Consider the following 19,115-nt stretch of genomic DNA (forward strand, 5'->3'; position numbering starts at 1 on the left):
GCGCGACGAAGGGGCGGACCCGGTGGGTCCGCCCCTTCGTGGTGCGTGTCAGCTGTCGGCTGCGAGGGACCCGTCGCTCGACAGCACCAGGCCGATGGCCGCCTCACCCTGACGCACGGCCTGGCCGATCAGGCCGAAGTCGTACGACTGGAAGTCGGCGAACTCGATGCCGTAGGTGTCCTCGAGACCGAGCTGGCAGAACGGGCGCTCCGGGCACTCGGCCGGACCCGCCAGGACCAGACCACCGCAGTTGGCGGCGAGGTCGCTGAGCGTGGTCAGGTCGTGCTCCGCCGCGAACTCGCTGGTCACGGCGAACGCGTTCTGGTCCTGCGCCGCGGACGCTGCGCCGACGGTCAGTCCAGCGGCCTCCGCGAGGGGGGTCAGTGCAGCCACGGTCGCGTCGACGTCCGCCGAGGCCACCGACTCGGCGTCGGCGCCGTTCTGCTGGGCGTTGAGGAAGTCCGCGAGCGTCGCCGCGTACTCCGGGACCGCGGTCAGCGTCCCGTCCGCGAGCGGCGGGAGGTACGTCTCGCGGTTCCCGATGGTCCGCACCTCGACGGTGTAGCCGCCGGTCCGCAGCACGGCCGCGTAGATCTCCGCGAGCGTGGCGCTCTCGGAGAAGTTCGCGGCGCCGATGACGAGCGGCGCACCCGCGCCGACTGCGCCGTCCTCGGCCGCCAGACCTTCGGTGGAGACGAACTCCTCCGCCACCTCGCTCGACGTGCGGCGGTCGATGTCGACCGCCTTGTTGAGCTCGATGAGCTTCTCGGTGTCGAGAGCGGCGGACACCGTGTCCAGCAGCTCGATGACGGCCGGGTTCGCCTCCGCGGCGGCCTTGTTCACCGCGGGGATGATGTTGTCCGCGTTCTGCAGGCCCTTGTCGTCCTCGAGGACGACGAGCTTCTCGCCCGCGATCGGGTCGCAGGTGGCCAGGCCGGACGTGCCCGACGACGTCGGGTCGGCCTCGCCTCCGCCTGAGCCGGGGCTGCCACAGGCGCCGAGCGCCAGGGTGGCGATGGCGACCAGGGTCAAGGTGGTGGAGCGTCTCGCTCGCATCGTGCTCTCCTCGTGGAGTCGGCTGGGGGTGGTCCAGGTGACGGCCGAAACTGGCGCCGGAGGATGTCAGGCCGAAGAACCCGACCTATTCGATCCGCTTGTCGGAGCCTCGGCAAGCGCTGGAGACGTGATCTGCGCCCGTTTTGTGCGGCGGGACGGCGTGTCGGAGGTGTCCCGTGCGAGCGCCCGCAGCCCGCGTGGGGTCAGCAGGTGCTGGGCGATCGCGAGCAGCCCCTCGGAGACGAGGCACAGGCCGGCGACCAGGATGCCGCCGGCCAGCACCTGCCCGTAGTCCTGCGTCCCGAAGCCCGTGACCACGATCGTGCCGAGGCTGCGGCCACCGACCAGCGCCGCGAGCGGGACCGTCGCGAGCACCTGCACGGACGCCGTCCGGACTCCGGCGGCGATCAGCGGGACCGCGAGCGGGACCTCGACCGCCCACAGGCTGCGCCGGCCCGACATCCCCACACCGCGCGCCGCGTCGCGGATGTCGGCGTCGACCTCACCCAGCCCGGTGACCGTGTTCGTCAGCAGCGGCGGGACGGCGAACACCGCGCACGCGAGCACCGTCGCGGTGTTGCCGAACAGCCCGCTCGCGGCGAGCAGGGTGAGCAGCGCGAGCGTCGGCAGCGCGCGCGTGGTGTTCGCGACGACGACGCCAGCGGTCGCTCCCCGGCGACGGTGACCGAGCCAGAGACCCGTCGGCAGCGCGACGACGGCGGCGAGCATCACGGCCAGGAACGACACGATGATGTGGTCGCGCGTCAGGGCGATGACACCGTTGCGACCGGTCCAGTTCAGCGGGTCGTTCAGCCACAGGAACGCTTCGTGCAGGACGTCCACGTCACACCGGCCTCTCGACGCGCGCCCACGGGGTGAGCCGCCGGCCGATGCCCGCCAGGACCAGGTCGCACACGAGCGCGAGCAGGAGGCACAGCACCGTCGCCGTCATGATCTCCGCGTGGTAGTTGCTGCGGAAGCCGCGGAACATCAGCTGGCCGAGCCCGCCGTACCCGACCACGACCCCGACGGTGACCAGCGCGACCGTGGTCACGGTGGCGAGCCGGAGCCCCGCGATGATGCTGGGCAGCGCCTGCGGGAGCTCGACCGAGAACAGCAGCCGGGCGCGGCCGTAGCCCATGCCGCGCGCCGCGTCACGCACCGCGGGATCCACGCCCTGCAGCCCGACCAGGACGTTGCGGGTCAGGACGAGCAGGGCGTAGGAGACGAGCCCGATGAGGACGGTGGTGCGGCCGATGCCGGTGTACGGCGCGAGGATCGCGAAGAGCGCGAGCGACGGCACGGTGTACAGGACGCCCGCGACGCCGAGCACAGGACCGGCCAGGCGAGGCCGCAGGTGTGCCAGCGCACCGAGCGGCAGCGCGAGCACGAACGCGATGACGACGGCCTGGAACGTCAGCGACGCGTGCTGCTCGAGGTAGCGGGCGATGTCCTGGGAGTTGCGCTCGACGTACTCCCAGGAGAACCACGGGTTGGGTGGTGCCTCGGCCAGACGCATGGCGTGAAACGTACCTGCGGCCTCCGACATGCGCAGGATCTGCGACTGTCGGACGCAGCGACTAGCGTCCTGGAGGTGGCAGACGACCCGGCGATCGCCTTCGAGCACGTCAGCAAGTCCTATGCGTCCGGGCGCGGCGAGTCCGGCGCAGCCGTCGACGACCTGACCCTGGCGGTCCAGCCGCACGAGGTGCTCGTGCTCGTCGGACCCTCGGGGTGCGGCAAGACGACCACCCTGCGCATGGCGAACCGCCTCGTCGAGCCCACGTCCGGGCGCATCATGCTCCAGGGTGAGGACGTCACGACGGTCGACCCCGTGGGGCTGCGGCGCCGGATGGGCTACGTGATCCAGAACGTCGGGCTCTTCCCGCACCGCACCGTCGCCCAGAACGTGGCCACCGTCCCTGGCCTGGTCGGCTGGGACCGCAAGCGCACCGCTGCACGGGTCGAGGAGCTGCTCGACCTCGTCGGGCTGCCCCCCGACCGCTACGCCCGCCGGTTCCCGCACGAGCTGTCCGGCGGCGAGCGCCAACGCGTCGGGGTCGCCCGGGCGCTGGCGACGGACCCGCCGGTGCTGCTCATGGACGAGCCGTTCGGTGCGGTCGACCCGGTGGGCCGGCGCCGGCTGCAGACCGAGTTCGCGCGCATCCAGCGCACGCTCGGCATCACGGTGATGCTCGTCACGCACGACATCGACGAAGCGGTGCGCATGGCGGACCGCGTGGCGGTGCTCAGCACCGGCGCCCACATCGAGCAGCTCGCGTCGCCGCTCGACATCGTGGCCCGGCCGGCCACGCCCGCCGTGGCGGACCTCGTCGGCCGCGGTCGGACCGCCCGCCTGCTCGCGCTCGGCCGCCTGGAACGCGCTGACCTGGACCCCGGCGTGCAGAGCGGGACCGGCGGACCGCCGTTGACCGTCGGCGCCGAGCTGGGCGACGTGCTGTCCGCGCTCGTCGGCGCCGACGGCCCGCTGCCGGTGCACGACGAGCAGGGTCGCGTCGTCGGCAGCGCGACACCGGCCTCCGTCGTGCGTGCCCTGGACCGCCTGATGGAGCCGGACGACGAGACGGACGCCACATCCGCCGTCGACAGCCCCGTCGGTACGCTGCGCACGTGACCACGACGACGGCCCGACTCGCGCTCGCCACCTGTGCCGAGCTGCCCGAGCTCGACCCCGACGACCAGACCCTGCGCGACGCGCTGCTCGAGCGCGGCATCGCCACGGACGCGGTCGTCTGGGACGACCCGACCATCGACTGGGGCACCTACGACCACGTCGTGATCCGCTCCACCTGGGACTACACGGACCGGCCCGCGCAGTTCGCGGACTGGACGCGCCGGGTCGAGCGGACCAGCACGCTGATCAACCCCGCCTCGGTGGTGGGCTGGAACATCGACAAGACGTACCTGCGGGACCTGGAGAAGGCCGGCCTGCCGATCGTCCCGACCATCTGGCTGGACCCTGAGCGCAACCACGACTCGCGCGCGATCCACACCCGCTTCCCGGCGTTCGGCGACTTCGTCATCAAGCCGACCGTGAGCGCGGGCGCCCGCGACACCGGCCGGTACGACGCCGGGGTCACGCAGCAGCGCTCGCTGGCCATCACGCACGCCAAGAACCTGCTGAGCGTGGGCCGCCGCGTGATGATCCAGCGCTACCTGCGCAACGTGGACACCACCGGCGAGACGGCGCTGGTCTTCGTCGACGGCCAGTTCAGCCACTCGGTCCGCAAGCACGCGCTGCTCGACGGGCCGTTCCGGGGGCAGCTGGCGGACGAGCTGTACCGCCAGGAGATCATGACCGCGCGGGACGCCAGCGACGCCGAGCGCGAGCTCGGTGAGCGGGTCGTCGCGGCCCTGCCGGACATCGCGCCGGGAGTGGACGGTGCGCTCCTGTACGCCCGTGTCGACCTGATCCCGGACGACGAGGGCAACCCCGTCGTCCTCGAGGTCGAGCTGACCGAGCCGTCCTTGTTCTTCGCGCACGGCGAGGGCTCGGCCGGACGCTTCGCCGACGCGATCGCTGCGCGGCTCTGACCTCGGCAGGGGAGTGGCCCAGGCCACGCCCCGCCGGTTCCAGAAGTGCTCCCGGCCTCGGGTACACTTCTGGACGGCCCGACGTCCGCGTCGGGTGATCGTGGTGGCTATAGCTCAGGTGGTAGAGCACCTGGTTGTGGTCCAGGGGGTCGCGGGTTCAAGTCCCGTTAGCCACCCCATCGCGTCGGGCGTCGACCTTCTGGTCGGCGCCCGACGTCGTTCCCGGTGCAGCCTTACGGCCGCAGGCTCCCCTTGACGGACGTCGCGATGACCTCTGCCGCGATCTTCTTCGCTGCCGCCGAGTCGGGGCCCGGCTGGGCCGGCAGCAGGGCGGCGCGGTAGTAGCGCAGCTCGTCGATGCTCTCGAGGATGTCGGCCAGCGCGCGGTGCCCACCGTTCTTGCGCGGAGACGCGAAGTACACGCGCGGGTACCAGCGGCGGGCGAGCTCCTTGATCGACGACACGTCGATGACCCGGTAGTGCAGGTACGCCACGAGCTCGGCCATGTCGCGGTCGAGGAACGCCTTGTCCGTGCCCACCGAGTTGCCCGCCAGGGGCGCCTTGCCGGGGTCCGGCACCCATGTGCGGATGTACTCCAGGACCGTGGCCTGGGCGTCCTCGATCGTGGTGCCCGACGGCAGCTGGTCCAGCAGGCCCGAGGTGGTGTGCATCGTGCGGACGAAGTCGTTCATCTGCTCGAGCGACTCCGCGGGCGGCGAGATGATGACGTCGACCCCCTCGCCCAGCACGCGCAGCTCGGAGTCGGTCACGACGACCGCCACCTCGACCAGGGCGTCGGCGCCGAGGTCGAGACCGGTCATCTCGCAGTCGATCCAGACGATGCGGTCGGCGCTCTCCTGGCCGGTCGGGGCGGGCGGGGGCGTCGGCGTGCTGGTCACGCAGGTCAGCCTAGGGGGCGTCGCGCGTCGGCGCGGTCGTGGGCTCGTCGTGTCCCGGTTAGCGTCGGTGCATGTCGGACGAACCCGCCCTCGCCCCTCCGCGCACCTCGGCCTTCGACGCGCTGCGCGCACGACCGGTGCTCTGGGCGGTCCTGCCGGGCCTCGTGCTCGTCGTCGCCGGTCTCGGTGTGTTCTTCTCGGTGCTCGACGGTGTGCGGGAGAAGGACGACCTGTGGGACCTGGACCAGCCGGTCCTCGACTGGCTGGTCGCGCACCGGACGGCCGGGTGGACGTCCGTGCTGGCGGCCATCACCTTCGTGACCGGGCCGACGGTCCTGCCGATCGTCGTCGGGGTGGCGTGCCTGGTCTGGGGCCTGGTGCGCCGCGAGTGGTGGCGACCCGTGCTCCTGGCCGGGGCGATGATCGCGTCGACGCTGATCAGCCTGGCCGTCAAGGGTCTCGTCGCACGTGAGCGACCGCCGGAGGACACCATGTTCGTACCGGGCGCCGAGACGACGGCGTCCTTTCCCTCGGGGCACACCATCGGGACGGCGACCCTCCTGCTCGTCGCCGGGTACCTCGTGTGCAGCCGGAGCCCGTCGGTGGCACGGATCGTGGCGTGGGGCGTCGCGACGGTCGTCGGAACCGCCCTGGTCGCGCTGAGCCGGCTGTACCTCGGCTACCACTTCCTCACCGACGTCGTGGCAGCCGTGGCGCTCGCGGTCGTCGTGCTCGGGGTGGTCATGGTGGTGGACCGGCTGCACGCCGGACAGCCGACGCCGTCAGCGGTGTGACTGCGGGCCCGGCACCGTCGACGCCAACCAGGCGGCGACCGGGACGACCACGGCGACCGCGCCGCCGATCCACAGGCTCGCGGTCCACGACGTGCCGGCCCAGACCAGGACGCCGAGCGTGCCCGCGCCCGCGACGAGCCCGAACCCGATCCAGCCGATCCACCGGGCGAGGAAACGCCCGAGCCGCGTCCGGACCGGGAGCTGTGCGGCCGGGTCCGGGGTGTTGTGCCGACCCATCAGCGCCGCCCGCGGGACCGGGCGCGCGGGCGGGGGTGGCTCGGCATGGCGACATGGTGGCACGCATGACGGTGGGCGCGGACCAGTTCCTCAGGGAGGATCGGTCCGCGCCCACCGGGGTGTGGATCATCGGGCGACGAGGACGCCGACGGGGTTCGTCGGACGCGCCTGGACGCGCCGCGTATCCGGAGGTCGACCGATGCTCTCGGCCGGCTGTCTGGCGTGGCGGGCGGCCTCGCGGACGCGCGCCTGGTGGGACTGAGCGAGGCGCTCGGCCTGGGCCTGGCGCGTGAGCTCGTAGGTCTGGATCGGGTTCACGGGGTGCTCCTCGGGCATGACGGTGTCCGGGCCGGAGCCCGGACGATCTGGGTGGTGTGGGAGTACTCGACCACGCGCTCGCGACCGCCGTCACCTGATTTTTCCGCCACTTTCGCCCGCTCTTGGCCGCTCACGGCGCTGGCGGGATGTTGACGGACGTCGCCTGTCTGCCGTCTGGTCTCCGGGTGGCGTCCGGGAGAGGCTGCACCGGTGCCCGCACCCGCCCTCGCCGATCCGACGACGAGCACCGACGCCCAGCCACGCATCGGGCTCGCGCTCGGCACCGCGCTCTACGTGGCCTCCGTGCTCGGCACGGGGATCCTCCTGCTCCCCACCCTGGCCGCCCGCGCAGCGGGTCCGGCCTCCCTCGTCGCGGTCGGCCTCGTCCTGCTCGCCTCCGTCCCGCTCGCCGCCGCCTTCGCCGCCCTCGCCACCCGGCACCCGGACTCCGGCGGGGTCGCGACCTACGTACGGCTCGCCCTCGGGCCCACCGCGGCACGGATGACCGGCTACTGGTTCTTCTTCGGCGTCTGCGTCGGGGCGCCGGTCGTGGCGCTGCTCGGGGCGCAGTACGTCGTGGCGATGCTCGGCGGTGCGCAGTGGCACGTCTACCTCGTCGGTGCGGCCTTCCTCGTGCCACCGCTCGTCACCAACGCGGTCGGCCTCCGGCTCGCCGGACCCGTCCAGCTCGCGCTCACCGGGGCGCTCGTCGTGCTCGTCGTCGGCGTGGTGCTGGTCTCCCTGCCGGCGGCCGACCCGGCCAACCTCACACCCTTCGCGCACGGGTGGGCAGGCGTCGGAGCCGCGGCGAGCCTGTACGTCTGGGCCTTCGCCGGCTGGGAGGCCGTGACGCACCTCGCGGGCGAGTTCCGGGACCCGCGACGGACCATCCCGCGAGCCACGGCGATCGCGCTCGTCGTCGTCGGCATCGCCTACCTCGCCCTGCAGTACGTGACGGTGACCGTGCTCACCGCCTCCTCCGACGTCCCGCTCATGGACCTGGTCGACGTCGGACTGCCGGACGTCGGCCGCGTCGCAGTGGCCGTCGTCGCAGGCATCGTCACGCTCGGCGTGCTCGGCACCTACGTCGGGGCCTTCGCCAAGCTCGGCGCGTCGCTCGGTCGCGACGGGGACCTGCCGCGCTGGGTGGCCCGAGGAGCACAACCGGGCGGCGTGCCGCGTCGCGCGCTGCTGGTCGTGGCCGCGCTGGTCACCGTGTACTTCGCGCTGGCCGTGGCCACCGGTGGGGAGCTCGAGCCGTTCGTGCTCGTGCACACCAGCTGCATGGTCGCCATCTACGCCGTGGGCATGGCCGCCGCCTTGCGCCTCCTCGACCGGGGGAGTGCCGGGTGGTGGGCCGCCGCTGTCGCCTGCGTGCTCGCGCTCGGACTCGCCGCGCTCGCGGGGTGGCACCTGGTGGTGCCGCTCGGGCTCGCGCTCGTGGCCGTGGCGGTCGGCGTGGTGCGGCGGGCCAGGGTGCCCGCCGCACGCTGACCCGATCCGGCGTCGTCCACAGATCTGGTCGACCTCCGTCCCGAGGTGTCCGGAATCGGTAGGTTCTCCCGCATGCGTGGACGGGGCAGCACGGCAGGGGTGTGGCAGCGACGGGTGATCCCGGCGCTGCTCGGGGTGGTACTGGTGGCCGGATGTACGGAAGGCGGGCCGGAACCGGCGTCGTCGACGACGGCGCCCGTCGCGGACGTGACCCCGACTCCGACCGCGACACCGGTGGTGAAGCCTGAGCGGCCGGCGGCGATGGACGAACCGACGACCGACGGAGCAATCGCGGCGGCGACGTACTTCCTGCAGCTGTACGACTACGCGTTCTCGGCGGGTGATGCAGGTCCCCTCATGGCGATGTCGGGGGAGACGTGCACGTACTGCTCATATGTCGACGAGCAGGTGCAGTCGATGGTGACCGGCGGATATTCGAGCGTGCGGACTCCGGCGGCCGTGGTGCAGTCCGACAGCACGGAGATCCGTGAGGACGAGTGGTTTCGGGTTTCACTTCGAGCCGAGCAGGGACCTCTCGTGACCGTCGGGCCGGACGGGACCCGCGAACAGACGTCCGATGGCGGAGTGGCGGACTTCGTGTTCGCGATCTCGTGGATCGGCGATGACTGGCGCGTTGAAGGTGTCGACATCGTGGTGCCTCAGTCGTGAGTGCAGGTGTTGTCGCATCGGTACTCCTCACGATCGCTCTCGCCGCCTTATCGCCCGCGGTTCACGCGCCCGCCCCATCACGCGCCGCACCCGGGCTACCGGGTTTCGGCGACCATATGGTGGACGGCGTCGTCTCGCAGGACGCCGACGCATTCGACATGCTGGGCGGGTGGTCGCGGTGGCAGGCCCCGAACGAGCGTCCTGGCGGGATGGGTCCGAGTGTCGTGCCCACGACTGAGTGGGACGTCATGAACTCGATGGCTTGCTTGGAGGCGTCGGGACGGTGGGTGCCCGCGGGGGAGGGTGCCGGATGTCCGGCCGGTGTCTCGCAGGCTCCTGTCTTGGACTGTGCGGGGCAGGAGTGGGTCGAGCCGCGCTGGCGGCGGTATCGGGTGCCGCCGGCGACGGACTGGAGCGCCTGGGAGCAGGTGGATTTCGGGTCGTGCGCCGCGCAGGTGGTGCCGGTGTTAACGGGGGACGAGTTTCGTCGGCTGCCGCTGCCCGCCCCAGCCGTGCACATGCAGCCGGACACGGGCTGGGTGCTGGTGAACAAGGAGACGATCGTCTACACCGACCCGACCCCGGTGACGTTGACGACCCAGCTGCTGGGTCGAGAGGTGACGGTGGAGGCGACGCCGTCGTGGTTCACGTACGACTGGGGTGACGGGTCAGGCCCGGNCCCCGGTGACGTTGACGACCCAGCTGCTGGGTCGAGAGGTGACGGTGGAGGCGACGCCGTCGTGGTTCACGTACGACTGGGGTGACGGGTCAGGCCCGGAGCGGACCACCGATCCGGGAGCGCCGTACCCGAGGTTCGACGTGTTCCACATCTACGAGGACCTCGGCCAGTTCGCCGTCACGATCACCACGGAGTGGTCGGGCCGGTACCAGGTCGAGGGCGANGTACCCGAGGTTCGACGTGTTCCACATCTACGAGGACCTCGGCCAGTTCGCCGTCACGATCACCACGGAGTGGTCGGGCCGGTACCAGGTCGAGGGCGACCCGCAGTGGCGCGAGGTCACTGGCACCGCCACCACGACGGCGACCGGCCCGCTGTTCGAGGTCCAGGAGCGCCGCTCGCACCTGGTCACCGGTCTGTGCACCGACGTCCCGAAACCCGCCGACTGCTGATCCGCCTCTGTCACTTTTCTTGCAGATCTGCCACTATTTCAGCAGATCTGCCACTCTAGTGGCAGACTTGGCAGGCAAACGGGAGGGTGGTCGCGGCGATGGACCTGAACGACCCGATCACGTCCGTGATCCCGACTCTGGAGGGCCGGGTGTTCCAGGTGCTTGCGCGTACCGACCTGGCGCTGAGCGGGTCGCGGGTCGCGTCACTCATCCCGTCCGCGTCCAACGCCGGCGTCCGCACCGCGATCGCGCGGCTCGTCGACCAGGGGCTAGTGCTTAGCCAATCCGCGCCGCCTGCCGTGCTCTATGTCGCGAATCGCAGGCACCTGATGTGGGATGCGATCGAGCAGTTGATGCGAGCCGCGGACTCCGTACGGCACAGGCTCTCGGGCATCATCTACGACGTCGTGCGGATGGAGCTCGGAGTCGATGAAGCCGCGCACACGAGCGTCGCGCTGTATGGCTCGACCGCTCGGGGCGACAATCGCCCGGACTCTGACATCGACCTGCTCCTGGTCACACGCAACGACCCCGCGGCGGATGAGAGGGTCGACCGGCTCGTGTCTCGTCTCATCGGTGAGGTACACGGCGCCACCGGGAACGAGACGAACATCTACCCTGCGTCGCGCGCGCGCCTCGATTGGCTCGTCAGAAACGACGATCCGATGATCGCGTCGTGGATCGCTGACGCGCGCACGCTCGTCGGCCCGGACGTCGGCCCTCTGCTCAAGGGAGGCTCGTGGCTCGCGTCGTGAAGGTCAACCTCGCCCAAGCTCGAGAACGAGCCGGGCTGGCACGTGAGCATCTGCAGATCGCCCACGAGCGCCTAGAGATGTGCCGCGCGCGGCCCGAACGGTCACCCGAAGCGCAGGCGGCGGCTTCGAACGCGGTGCTCGCAGCCATCGCGGCCAGCGACGCGCTGTGTGGTCACGCGCTCGGCGAGCGTGCGGCCGACCAGGACCACGGCACGGCCACCACGCTGATCAAGACCGTGCAACCGGACGGCGTGCGCTTGGCGAACAAGCTCAGGCGACTGCTCAGCGACAAGACGCTGCTCCAGTACGGGACGTACTGCACGCCGGTGACCGCCGAGCAGGCCGTTCGGGACGCGAAGGTGCTCGTCGATGCCTTGGACAGTCGTGGACTCTAGTTCTCAGTCGATATGAACCTTCAGCACGCCGCGTCCTGGGCGGTCGTTGTGCGGCTGGCCAGGGTGCCTTCCAAGGGCTGAGCAGATCCCGTGTTGTCCACAGATGTGGGCGATCGCGGTGCCAGAGTGTCCGGAATCGGTAGGTTCTCCCGCATGCGTGGACGGGGCAGCACGGCAGGGGTGTGGCAGCGACGAGTGATTCCGGCGGTGCTCGGGGTGGCACTGATGGCCTTGGTCGCCGGATGCACGGGTGGCGGGCCTGAACCCGCGGACTCGGCGACGCCGCCTGTCGTGGAGGTGACACCGACGCCCACGCCGACACCGGTCGTCAAGCCGGAGAGGCCGGCGGCGATGGATGAGCCGACGACCGACGGAGCAATCGCGGCGGCGACGTACTTCTTGCAGCTGCACGATTACGCGTTCTCGACCGGCGACACAAAGCCGCTTCTTGCGATGTCGGGCGAGTCCTGCGATTTCTGCACGTATGTCAATGGGCAGGTGCAATCGATGGTGAGCACCGGCTACTCGAGCATTCGTGGGCCGGTGGACATCCTGGGAGCAGACAGCGCGGAGATCAGGGAAGACGAGTGGTTCCGGGTGCGCCTCAGCGCACACCAAGGGCCACTGACTGCTGTGGCTCCCGATGGGACACGCACGCAGACATCTGAAGGTGGGACGGTCGACTTCATCTTCGCCATCTCGCGGATCTCCGACGACTGGCGGGTGGAAGGGGTCGATGTCGAGGAGTCTCAGCTGTGAGCCCGGCCTTGGTTCGACTGATGGTTCTGGCTGCCCTTCTTCACCTTCCTCCCGCGACCAGCGAAAGCACTACATCTCCACCTCCGCCGGACGGCAACTTCAACGACTATGTGAGATCTGCGCCGCAAGCAGATTCCTACGATGTTCTGGGTTATTGGTCGAACTGGCAGGTGGGGAACGAGACTAATGGCGGGACGGGACCGTCGGTCGTGCCGGCGACTGTCTGGGCTTATATGAATGCGATGGCGTGCATGGAGGCCTCTGGGCATTGGGTGCCGGCGGGTAGTGACGGTGGGTGCGTCACCGGGGTTCCACAGGCTCCTGTCTTGGACTGTGCTGGGCAGGAGTGGGTCGAGCCACGCTGGCGGCGGTATCAGGTGCCGCCCGCGACGGACTGGAGCGCCTGGGTCCAGATGGATGACGGCTCGTGCGGCGGTGAGGTGGTGCCAGTACTGACCGCGGAGGAGTTCCGGCGGTTGCCGTTGCCGGTGCCGGCGGTGCACATGCAGCCGGACACGGGCTGGGTGCTGGTGAACAAGGAGACGATCGTCTACACCGACCCGGCCCCGGTGACGTTGACGACCCAGCTGCTGGGTCGAGAGGTGACGGTGGAGGCGACGCCGTCGTGGTTCACGTACGACTGGGGTGACGGGTCAGGCCCGGAGTACCCGAGGTTCGACGTGTTCCACATCTACGAGGACCTCGGCCAGTTCGCCGTCACGATCACCACGGAGTGGTCGGGCCGGTACCAGGTCGAGGGCGATCCGCAGTGGCGCGAGGTCACCGGCACCGCCACCACGACGGCGACCGGCCCGCTGTTCGAGGTCCAGGAGCGCCGGTCTCACCTGGTCACCGGTCTGTGCACCGACGTCCCGAAACCCGCCGACTGCTGACGTTCGGAACGAGGAACCGATTGCGGCCGTGGTCTGCTGCCACGAGTCTGCGAGTGCCAACGGCACGCCCCGGGCTCGCGCTCCCTCTGCTACTCGACTGGCAGTTCTGCTACTCGACTGGCAGTTCTGCTACTCGGGTGGCAGAAGGTGCGCTCGGGTTCCGTGGAGGCCTGGGTCGATCGCTCGGCGACTGATCAGAGTGGTCGCGTGGGTGCCCCCGGCAGGACTCGAACCTGCAACCTACGGATTAGAAGGCCGTTGCTCTATCCATTGAGCTACGAGGGCTGGACGTGCGCCCACAAGCGTAACGGCGAGGCAACCGATCCTCTGCGCGGCAGGAACCGGACACCGCCGCACCGCGTGGCGCGTTTTGCCAGGTCAGATCGCACCGTGACAATGGTTGCGTGAGCGCACAGCCCGGCACCGCGCCAGTGCAGCCTGTGCCGACCGCGCAGCCACCGGCCGCACACGCGCGCCATGCCGCCTCCGACCCGCGTGATGTCCTCGCGCGCCCGCTCGCGGCGACGTCGCTGCTGGACGCTGTCCGGGACCTGCACCGCGACGTGGAGCGCACCGGGTTCCCGCTGGAGATCGAGGGGATCACGTCGGCGCGGGCGTCCCGGGCTCGGCTCGTCGACCAGCTCGGTGAGCATCTCGTCCCGCGCCTCACGGAGCTCTCGGCGCCGGCGGTCGTGGTCATCTCGGGGTCGACCGGTGCGGGCAAGTCGACGCTGGTGAACTCGTTGGTCGGCTCGGAGGTGAGCACGGCTGGGGTGCTGCGGCCGACGACTCGGCGACCGGTGCTGGTGCACAACCCGCTCGACGAGGAGCTCCTCTCGCACCACCCGGTCCTGGAGTCCGTGACGGTCGTCGCAGACGAGCAGGTCCCGCGTGGGATCGCGCTGCTGGACGCCCCGGACCTGGACTCGGTGCTGGAGTCGAACCGGGAGTCCGCGCACCGGCTGCTCGAGGCGGCTGACCTGTGGCTGTTCGTGACGACTGCTGCCCGCTATGGCGACGCGTTGCCCTGGCGGGTCCTGCAGGGTGCCGTCGAGCGCGGTGCGTCCATCGCGATGGTGCTCAACCGGGTCCCACCGGCGTCGCTTCCGACGGTGCGCGGCGACCTCCTCGACCGGCTGCGTGGCCACGGGCTGCAGGGATCCCCCCTGTTCGTCGTGCCGGACCTGGGTCCGCACGAGGGCTTGCTGCCGGCTGCGGTGGTCGCGCCGATCCGGCGGTGGCTCGCGATGCTGGCCGGCCCGGATCGCGCGCGCACGGTCATCGGACGCACCCTGCGCGGGTCGCTCGCGGCGCTGCGCCCCTGGGTCGACGAGCTGGCCGAGGCCGTGCAGGCGCAGGCCGATGCGGCCGGAGCGATCGCGTCGGTGCTCGACGCGGCGATCGAGGCGCCGACCGCGCAGGCGTCGGCGTCGATCCGCGGGGGTGCCGTCGCGGACGGTGCGGTGCGGGCGCGGTGGTCGGAGCTCGCTGCGGACAGCGGTCCGCTCGGCCGGGTGGTCCGCCCGTCGGGTCGGATCCGGGGTTCCTCGCGCGAGGGCCGTGCGCGGGTGGCGGCGATCGAGCCGCTGGTGGAGGACCTGACCCGGTCGGCGGCGGCCACGCTCACGGCTGCCGGCGCGCACACCGAGGGTGTGCTGCGGGCCGCGCTCACCGGCCCCGACGCACCGGCGGGCGGCGCATCCGTCGACGCGGCGTGGGAGTCGTCGACGTTGCGCACCGGTCGACGGAGCACCGCCGAGCAGGCTGCGCGGGCCTGGACGGCCCAGGGTCCGCGCGTGGTACGCGCAGCGCTGACGGTCGGACCTGCGGAGACGTCGCCCGACGGGATCGCGCGTCCGCGCCGGGACGTCTCGCGCGAGGCCCGTCGACGGTCGAAGGCCGTGAACGCGCTGGGCGACGTAGGCCTCGCGGCCGTCGCGCTCGCGGCGGCCTCGGGGGTGCGCGAGGCGCGTGACCTCCTGGTGGACCTGATCGACACCGCGGGCGAGCGCGCCGCCGACGAGCTGCGCGACGACCTGGTCGCCCGCGTGGCCGGGCAGGTGGCGGTCGAGCGTGCGGCGGTCGGCGAGGTGCTGTCCGACCCGGACCTCGCCGAGGACGCCTCGTCGCGGCTGCGTCTGCGGCTCGCCGTGCTGAAGGGACTCACGTGACCCAGACGATCGGCTCGACGCTGCACGGCGACGACACGGCAGCACTCACGGCTCGCGTCGACGCGCTCGGCCGTGCCCTCGCGATCGGCGGGGCGCGTCTGGCGCCGGCCGTGGTGAAGAAGGTCGTCTCGACGGTCGACAGCGTGCACGAGCGGCTCGACCTCGGCGTGGACCACACGGTCGTCGCGCTCGTCGGCGGCACCGGATCGGGCAAGTCGAGCCTGTTCAACGCGATCTGCCGGCTCGACTTCGCCGACGTGGGTGTGCGGCGGCCGACGACGTCGGAGATCACGGCGTGCGTGTGGGGCGACGACGGTGGGCCCCTGCTCGACTGGCTCGGCGTCGTGCCGGACCGCCGCATCGAGCGCGAGAGCCTGCTCGACGGCGAGAGCGAGGCGGCGCTGCGTGGTCTGGTGCTCCTCGACCTGCCCGACCACGACTCGATCGCCCCGGAGCACCGCGAGGTGGTTGACCGGCTGCTGCCGCAGGCCGACCTGCTCGCGTGGGTGGTCGATCCGCAGAAGTACGCCGACGACGCCCTGCACAGCGGCTACCTGCGGCGGCTGGTCGGGCACGAGGCGTCGATGGTCGTGGTGCTCAACCAGGTCGACACCGTGCCGCCCGACGTGCGACCTGCCCTCGTGGCTGACGTCGAGAACCTCCTCGTCGACGACGGGCTCACGGGCGTGCCGGTCCGCGAGGCGTCCGCCCGCACCGGCGAGGGTCTCGTCGCGCTGCGAGAGCTCCTGTCCACGTACGTGGAGTCGCGGTCGCTGGCCGCGCGACGGGCGAGTGCCGAGCTGAACGACGCCGCCGCCCTGCTCGCCGCGGAGGTCGCGGCGCGCGAACCGGCTCCGGCTGCCCTCTCCGTGACCGACGTCGTGGACCGGCTCGCCGCCGCGATCGGGCTGCCGGCCGTTGCCGCGGGAGTCGGCACAGCCGTGCGGACGGGGTCGACCTCCGCGCCCGGGTTCGGTGCGGTCCAGGAGGACGCTGTCGAGCTGGCGCGGGCGACGTGGCTCGAGGCCGTGACCGCGGGCCTGCCTCGCCGGTGGGGCAAGGACGTCGCTTCGCGGGTGGCGTCGACCACCGAGATGCGCCTCGCCGTGACGGACGCCCTGACGCAGCTGACGCTCACCGCGCGACGCTCCGGACTTGCACTGGCGCTGACCGTCGCCGCCGTCGCGCTCGCAGGTGCTGCGCTGCTCGTCGGGTCGGTGGCGATCGGCTCGTTGGTCGGAGCGGGGGACGCGAACGTGTGGGCTCCTGTGGGCGCGGTCGTGCTGCTCGTCGGGTCGGTGCTCGCCTTCGTCGCGGCCGGGGCGGCCCGGCGTTCGGCGGGGCGGCGGCGTACCGCGCGGGTGCTGCAGGACGGTCGATCGGCGCTGGAGAACGTCGCGCGGGCGCGGCTCGCGGTGCCCACCGAGGCGGTCCTGGCGGAGCACCGCACGGTCCGCGAGCTCGTCGCGGCCGCTCGGGCCTGAGCCGCCCACAGCCCCCACCGCAGCGCGCTCGGTCCACCGGTCCGCGGCCGCCGGCCACGCCCGGCACCGTGGACGTCGACCCTGGTCGCACGAGCCCCGCAGCCGCTGGGGCACACGCACCGGAGGTATCCCATGAGCATGCAGTCGCTGGACCTGACCGTCGTCGGGTGGATCGGCACGGACGTGCGGATCCATCACGAGTCGGACGGCGGCGTCCCGTTCACCACGTTCCGGCTGGGCAGTACGCGCCGCTGGTTCGACAAGCAGGCAGGTGTCTGGCGTGACGCGCAGACGGAGTGGTTCAACGTGAAGGTGTGGCGCACCACCGCACTCAACGCCGCGCGGTCGCTGCGCAAGGGTGACCCGGTCATCGTGCAGGGTCTGCTGTCCACCGAGGAGTGGGTCGGCGCCGACGGTCCGCGCACCTCGCTCGTGCTGGACGCCAGCGCGCTCGGCCCCAACCTGGCGTTCGGCAGCAGCCACTTCGCGCGGACCGTGAGTCCGACGGCAGCCGGCGGGAGCGACGACGCCCCCGCCGACGTCTCCGGACTGGAGGAGGTCCCGGAGGACGAGGAGGCCGGCCACGCCCCGGTGGCCGACGACGATCAGGAGCTCGCGCTGGCCGGTGCCAGGTGATCGCCTAGGCTGGGGCACCGGCAGCCCGACGACGTGGCCGGTCGGACCGCGCGCACAGCGCAGCGCGGTCGGCCAGCCTCGCGGGCGAGCCGGTCAGCAGTGCCCCGAGAACGCGCCCCGAGACCGAGCGTGCGGGGCGACCCCCATCGAGCACCGAGGCGGACGAAGAGCCAGTGGCTGAGTTCATCTACTCCATGTACAAGACGCGCAAGGCGCACGGCGACAAGGTCATCCTCGACGACGTCACCCTGAACTTCCTGCCCGGCGCCAAGATCGGCGTCGTCGGACCCAACGGCGCCGGCAAGTCGACGATCCTGAAGATCATGGCCGGCCTCGACCAGCCGTCGAACGGCGAGGCACGCCTGAGCCCCGGCTACACGGTCGGCATCCTGCAGCAGGAGCCGCCGCTGAACGAGTCCAAGACGGTGCTCGGCAACGTCGAGGAGGGCGTCGCCGAGATCAAGGGCAAGCTCGACCGCTACAACGAGATCTCCGAGCTCATGTCCGAGCCGGACGCCGACTTCGACGCCCTGCTGGCGGAGATGGGTGTCCTGCAGGAGGCCATCGACGCGGCCGACGCGTGGGACCTCGACGCGCAGCTGGACCAGGCGATGGACGCGCTGCGCTGCCCTCCGGGGGACGCCGACGTCACCGTGCTCTCCGGTGGTGAGCGCCGCCGGGTCGCTCTGTGCAAGCTGCTCCTGGAGAAGCCCGACCTGCTGCTCCTCGACGAGCCCACCAACCACCTCGACGCCGAGAGCGTGCTCTGGCTCGAGGCGCACCTGAAGGACTACCCCGGCGCCATCCTGGCCGTCACCCACGACCGGTACTTCCTCGACCACGTGGCCGAGTGGATCTGCGAGGTCGACCGCGGCCGGCTGTACCCGTACGAGGGCAACTACTCGACGTACCTGGAGAAGAAGGGCGAGCGCCTCGCCATCCAGGGCAAGAAGGACCTGAAGCTCGCCAAGCGCCTCAAGGAGGAGCTGGAGTGGGTCCGGTCCAACGCCAAGGGCCGCCAGACCAAGTCCAAGTCGCGCCTCGCGCGCTACGAGGAGATGGCGGCGGAGGCGGACCGCACGAGGAAGCTGGACTTCGAGGAGATCCAGATCCCGCCGGGCCCGCGCCTGGGCTCGATCGTGCTGGAGGCGAAGGACCTGGAGAAGGGCTTCGACGGGCGTGTGCTCATCGACGGCCTCAGCTTCACGCTCCCGCGCAACGGCATCGTCGGCGTCATCGGCCCCAACGGCGTCGGCAAGACCACGCTCTTCAAGACGATCGTCGGGCTCGAGCCGCTGGACGCCGGTGACCTCAAGGTCGGCGAGACGGTCTCGATCTCCTACGTCGACCAGTCGCGTGGGGGCATCGACCCCAAGAAGACCCTCTTCGAGGTCGTCTCGGACGGGCTGGACTTCCTCAAGGTCGGCAACGTCGAGATGCCGTCGCGGGCGTACGTCGCCGCGTTCGGCTTCAAGGGACCCGACCAGCAGAAGCCCGCGGGCGTCCTGTCCGGTGGTGAGCGCAACCGTCTGAACCTCGCGCTGACCCTCAAGCAGGGCGGCAACCTGCTGCTGCTCGACGAGCCCACCAACGACCTGGACGTCGAGACGCTCGGCTCGCTCGAGAACGCGCTGCTCGAGTTCCCGGGCTGCGCCGTCGTGGTCTCCCACGACCGGTGGTTCCTCGACCGGGTGGCGACGCACATCCTGGCGTACGAGGGCACCGAGGAGAACCCGGGCAACTGGTACTGGTTCGAGGGCAACTTCGCCTCCTACGAGGAGAACAAGGTCGAGCGCCTCGGCCCCGACGCGGCCCGTCCGCACCGGGTGACGTACCGCAAGCTGCGCCGCGACTGACGGCAGACGCAA

19 protein-coding genes and 2 tRNA genes are annotated in these 19,115 nt (G+C 71.3%); 14 read left to right on the forward strand and 7 right to left on the reverse strand.

Features of this window, described 5'->3' with window-relative positions; genetic code table 11:
* Nucleotides 1-48: 48 nt before the first annotated feature.
* The 3 genes from ASD16_RS18995 to ASD16_RS19005 form a co-directional block, all read right to left on the reverse strand.
* On the reverse strand, nucleotides 49-1,056 hold the full coding sequence (locus ASD16_RS18995; protein WP_055921423.1) for a glycine betaine ABC transporter substrate-binding protein: 1,008 nt from the start codon (nucleotides 1,054-1,056) through the stop codon (nucleotides 49-51).
* A 66-nt stretch (nucleotides 1,057-1,122) separates the two neighbouring features.
* Nucleotides 1,123-1,899: an ABC transporter permease gene (locus ASD16_RS19000; RefSeq protein WP_055921426.1), complete on the reverse strand. Its 777-nt coding sequence runs from the start codon at nucleotides 1,897-1,899 to the stop codon at nucleotides 1,123-1,125.
* A 1-nt stretch (nucleotide 1,900) separates the two neighbouring features.
* Nucleotides 1,901-2,575 (reverse strand): ABC transporter permease, encoded by a 675-nt coding sequence (locus ASD16_RS19005; RefSeq protein ID WP_055921429.1) that lies wholly within the window; start codon nucleotides 2,573-2,575, stop codon nucleotides 1,901-1,903.
* A gap of 75 nt (nucleotides 2,576-2,650) precedes the next feature.
* Here ASD16_RS19005 and ASD16_RS19010 point away from each other — a divergent pair, with 75 nt between their 5' ends.
* The 3 genes from ASD16_RS19010 (at nucleotide 2,651) to ASD16_RS19020 (ending at nucleotide 4,790) form a co-directional block, all read left to right on the forward strand.
* Nucleotides 2,651-3,691 (forward strand): ABC transporter ATP-binding protein, encoded by a 1,041-nt coding sequence (locus ASD16_RS19010; RefSeq protein ID WP_055921432.1) that lies wholly within the window; start codon nucleotides 2,651-2,653, stop codon nucleotides 3,689-3,691.
* On the forward strand, nucleotides 3,688-4,611 hold the full coding sequence (locus tag ASD16_RS19015; RefSeq protein ID WP_055921436.1) for a RimK family alpha-L-glutamate ligase: 924 nt from the start codon (nucleotides 3,688-3,690) through the stop codon (nucleotides 4,609-4,611). Before ASD16_RS19010 ends, ASD16_RS19015 begins: the two co-directional genes overlap by 4 nt.
* A gap of 103 nt (nucleotides 4,612-4,714) precedes the next feature.
* A tRNA-His gene (locus ASD16_RS19020) sits at nucleotides 4,715-4,790 on the forward strand.
* Between the two features lie 54 nt (nucleotides 4,791-4,844).
* On the opposite strand, the gene orn is transcribed toward ASD16_RS19020, so the two are convergent.
* Entirely contained in the window at nucleotides 4,845-5,510 is a 666-nt protein-coding gene (gene orn, locus ASD16_RS19025; protein ID WP_055921437.1) for an oligoribonuclease, read from the reverse strand.
* 71 nt (nucleotides 5,511-5,581) lie between these two features.
* Between orn and ASD16_RS19030 the strand changes: the two genes are divergently transcribed.
* On the forward strand, nucleotides 5,582-6,304 hold the full coding sequence (locus ASD16_RS19030; protein WP_055921440.1) for a phosphatase PAP2 family protein: 723 nt from the start codon (nucleotides 5,582-5,584) through the stop codon (nucleotides 6,302-6,304).
* Here the strand turns inward: ASD16_RS19030 and ASD16_RS19035 are convergent.
* Together ASD16_RS19035 and ASD16_RS19040 are read right to left on the reverse strand one after the other, a co-directional pair.
* Entirely contained in the window at nucleotides 6,293-6,541 is a 249-nt protein-coding gene (locus ASD16_RS19035; RefSeq protein WP_055921443.1) for a hypothetical protein, read from the reverse strand. The two genes, ASD16_RS19030 and ASD16_RS19035, sit on opposite strands and share 12 nt — an antisense overlap.
* A 126-nt stretch (nucleotides 6,542-6,667) precedes the next feature.
* Nucleotides 6,668-6,859, reverse strand: coding sequence for a hypothetical protein (locus ASD16_RS19040; protein ID WP_157454024.1), 192 nt, complete (start codon nucleotides 6,857-6,859; stop codon nucleotides 6,668-6,670).
* 210 nt (nucleotides 6,860-7,069) lie between these two features.
* Here ASD16_RS19040 and ASD16_RS19045 point away from each other — a divergent pair, with 210 nt between their 5' ends.
* The 6 genes from ASD16_RS19045 to ASD16_RS19080 all read left to right on the forward strand — a co-directional run bounded on the left by ASD16_RS19045 (nucleotide 7,070) and on the right by ASD16_RS19080 (nucleotide 12,956).
* Nucleotides 7,070-8,353, forward strand: coding sequence for an APC family permease (locus ASD16_RS19045; RefSeq protein ID WP_055921448.1), 1,284 nt, complete (start codon nucleotides 7,070-7,072; stop codon nucleotides 8,351-8,353).
* A 114-nt stretch (nucleotides 8,354-8,467) separates the two neighbouring features.
* Entirely contained in the window at nucleotides 8,468-9,022 is a 555-nt protein-coding gene (locus ASD16_RS19050) for a DUF6318 family protein (protein WP_055921451.1), read from the forward strand.
* 1,230 nt (nucleotides 9,023-10,252) lie between these two features.
* The gene (locus ASD16_RS19065) at nucleotides 10,253-10,909 is read left to right on the forward strand and encodes a nucleotidyltransferase domain-containing protein (RefSeq protein WP_055921461.1); all 657 of its coding nucleotides are present in this window, start codon (nucleotides 10,253-10,255) and stop codon (nucleotides 10,907-10,909) included.
* Entirely contained in the window at nucleotides 10,894-11,304 is a 411-nt protein-coding gene (locus ASD16_RS19070) for a hypothetical protein (protein ID WP_157454025.1), read from the forward strand. The genes ASD16_RS19065 and ASD16_RS19070 overlap by 16 nt, the downstream gene beginning before the upstream one ends.
* Nucleotides 11,305-11,529: 225 nt before the next feature.
* On the forward strand, nucleotides 11,530-12,063 hold the full coding sequence (locus tag ASD16_RS19075) for a DUF6318 family protein (RefSeq protein WP_235523438.1): 534 nt from the start codon (nucleotides 11,530-11,532) through the stop codon (nucleotides 12,061-12,063).
* Between the two features lie 443 nt (nucleotides 12,064-12,506).
* Nucleotides 12,507-12,956, forward strand: a complete 450-nt coding sequence (locus tag ASD16_RS19080) for a hypothetical protein (RefSeq protein ID WP_235523426.1) — start codon at nucleotides 12,507-12,509, stop codon at nucleotides 12,954-12,956.
* Nucleotides 12,957-13,168: 212 nt separating this feature from the next.
* Here the strand turns inward: ASD16_RS19080 and ASD16_RS19085 are convergent.
* Nucleotides 13,169-13,241: transfer RNA gene (locus tag ASD16_RS19085), tRNA-Arg, on the reverse strand.
* A gap of 119 nt (nucleotides 13,242-13,360) precedes the next feature.
* On the opposite strand from ASD16_RS19085, the gene ASD16_RS19090 reads away from it, so the two are divergent.
* The 4 genes from ASD16_RS19090 to ettA all read left to right on the forward strand — a co-directional run bounded on the left by ASD16_RS19090 (nucleotide 13,361) and on the right by ettA (nucleotide 19,103).
* The gene (locus tag ASD16_RS19090; protein ID WP_055921469.1) at nucleotides 13,361-15,127 is read left to right on the forward strand and encodes a GTPase domain-containing protein; all 1,767 of its coding nucleotides are present in this window, start codon (nucleotides 13,361-13,363) and stop codon (nucleotides 15,125-15,127) included.
* Nucleotides 15,124-16,611: a GTPase gene (locus tag ASD16_RS19095; protein WP_055921471.1), complete on the forward strand. Its 1,488-nt coding sequence runs from the start codon at nucleotides 15,124-15,126 to the stop codon at nucleotides 16,609-16,611. Before ASD16_RS19090 ends, ASD16_RS19095 begins: the two co-directional genes overlap by 4 nt.
* Nucleotides 16,612-16,743: 132 nt before the next feature.
* Nucleotides 16,744-17,247, forward strand: coding sequence for a single-stranded DNA-binding protein (locus ASD16_RS19100; protein WP_055921473.1), 504 nt, complete (start codon nucleotides 16,744-16,746; stop codon nucleotides 17,245-17,247).
* A gap of 173 nt (nucleotides 17,248-17,420) precedes the next feature.
* Nucleotides 17,421-19,103, forward strand: coding sequence for an energy-dependent translational throttle protein EttA (ettA, locus tag ASD16_RS19105; protein ID WP_055921475.1), 1,683 nt, complete (start codon nucleotides 17,421-17,423; stop codon nucleotides 19,101-19,103).
* Nucleotides 19,104-19,115 lie beyond the last annotated feature (12 nt).

Origin of the sequence: Cellulomonas sp. Root485 (genome assembly GCF_001426705.1) — a bacterium.
GTDB lineage: Bacteria > Actinomycetota > Actinomycetes > Actinomycetales > Cellulomonadaceae > Cellulomonas.

Coding starts and splice junctions, on each gene's coding strand:
- ASD16_RS18995 (WP_055921423.1), bottom strand. CDS start 1,056: ATGCGAGCGAGACGCTCCACCACCTTGACCCTGGTCGCCATCGCCACC.
- ASD16_RS19075 (WP_235523438.1), top strand. CDS start 11,530: ATGGCCTTGGTCGCCGGATGCACGGGTGGCGGGCCTGAACCCGCGGAC.
- ASD16_RS19030 (WP_055921440.1), top strand. CDS start 5,582: ATGTCGGACGAACCCGCCCTCGCCCCTCCGCGCACCTCGGCCTTCGAC.
- ASD16_RS19065 (WP_055921461.1), top strand. CDS start 10,253: ATGGACCTGAACGACCCGATCACGTCCGTGATCCCGACTCTGGAGGGC.
- ASD16_RS19035 (WP_055921443.1), bottom strand. CDS start 6,541: ATGGGTCGGCACAACACCCCGGACCCGGCCGCACAGCTCCCGGTCCGG.
- ASD16_RS19100 (WP_055921473.1), top strand. CDS start 16,744: ATGAGCATGCAGTCGCTGGACCTGACCGTCGTCGGGTGGATCGGCACG.
- ASD16_RS19005 (WP_055921429.1), bottom strand. CDS start 2,575: ATGCGTCTGGCCGAGGCACCACCCAACCCGTGGTTCTCCTGGGAGTAC.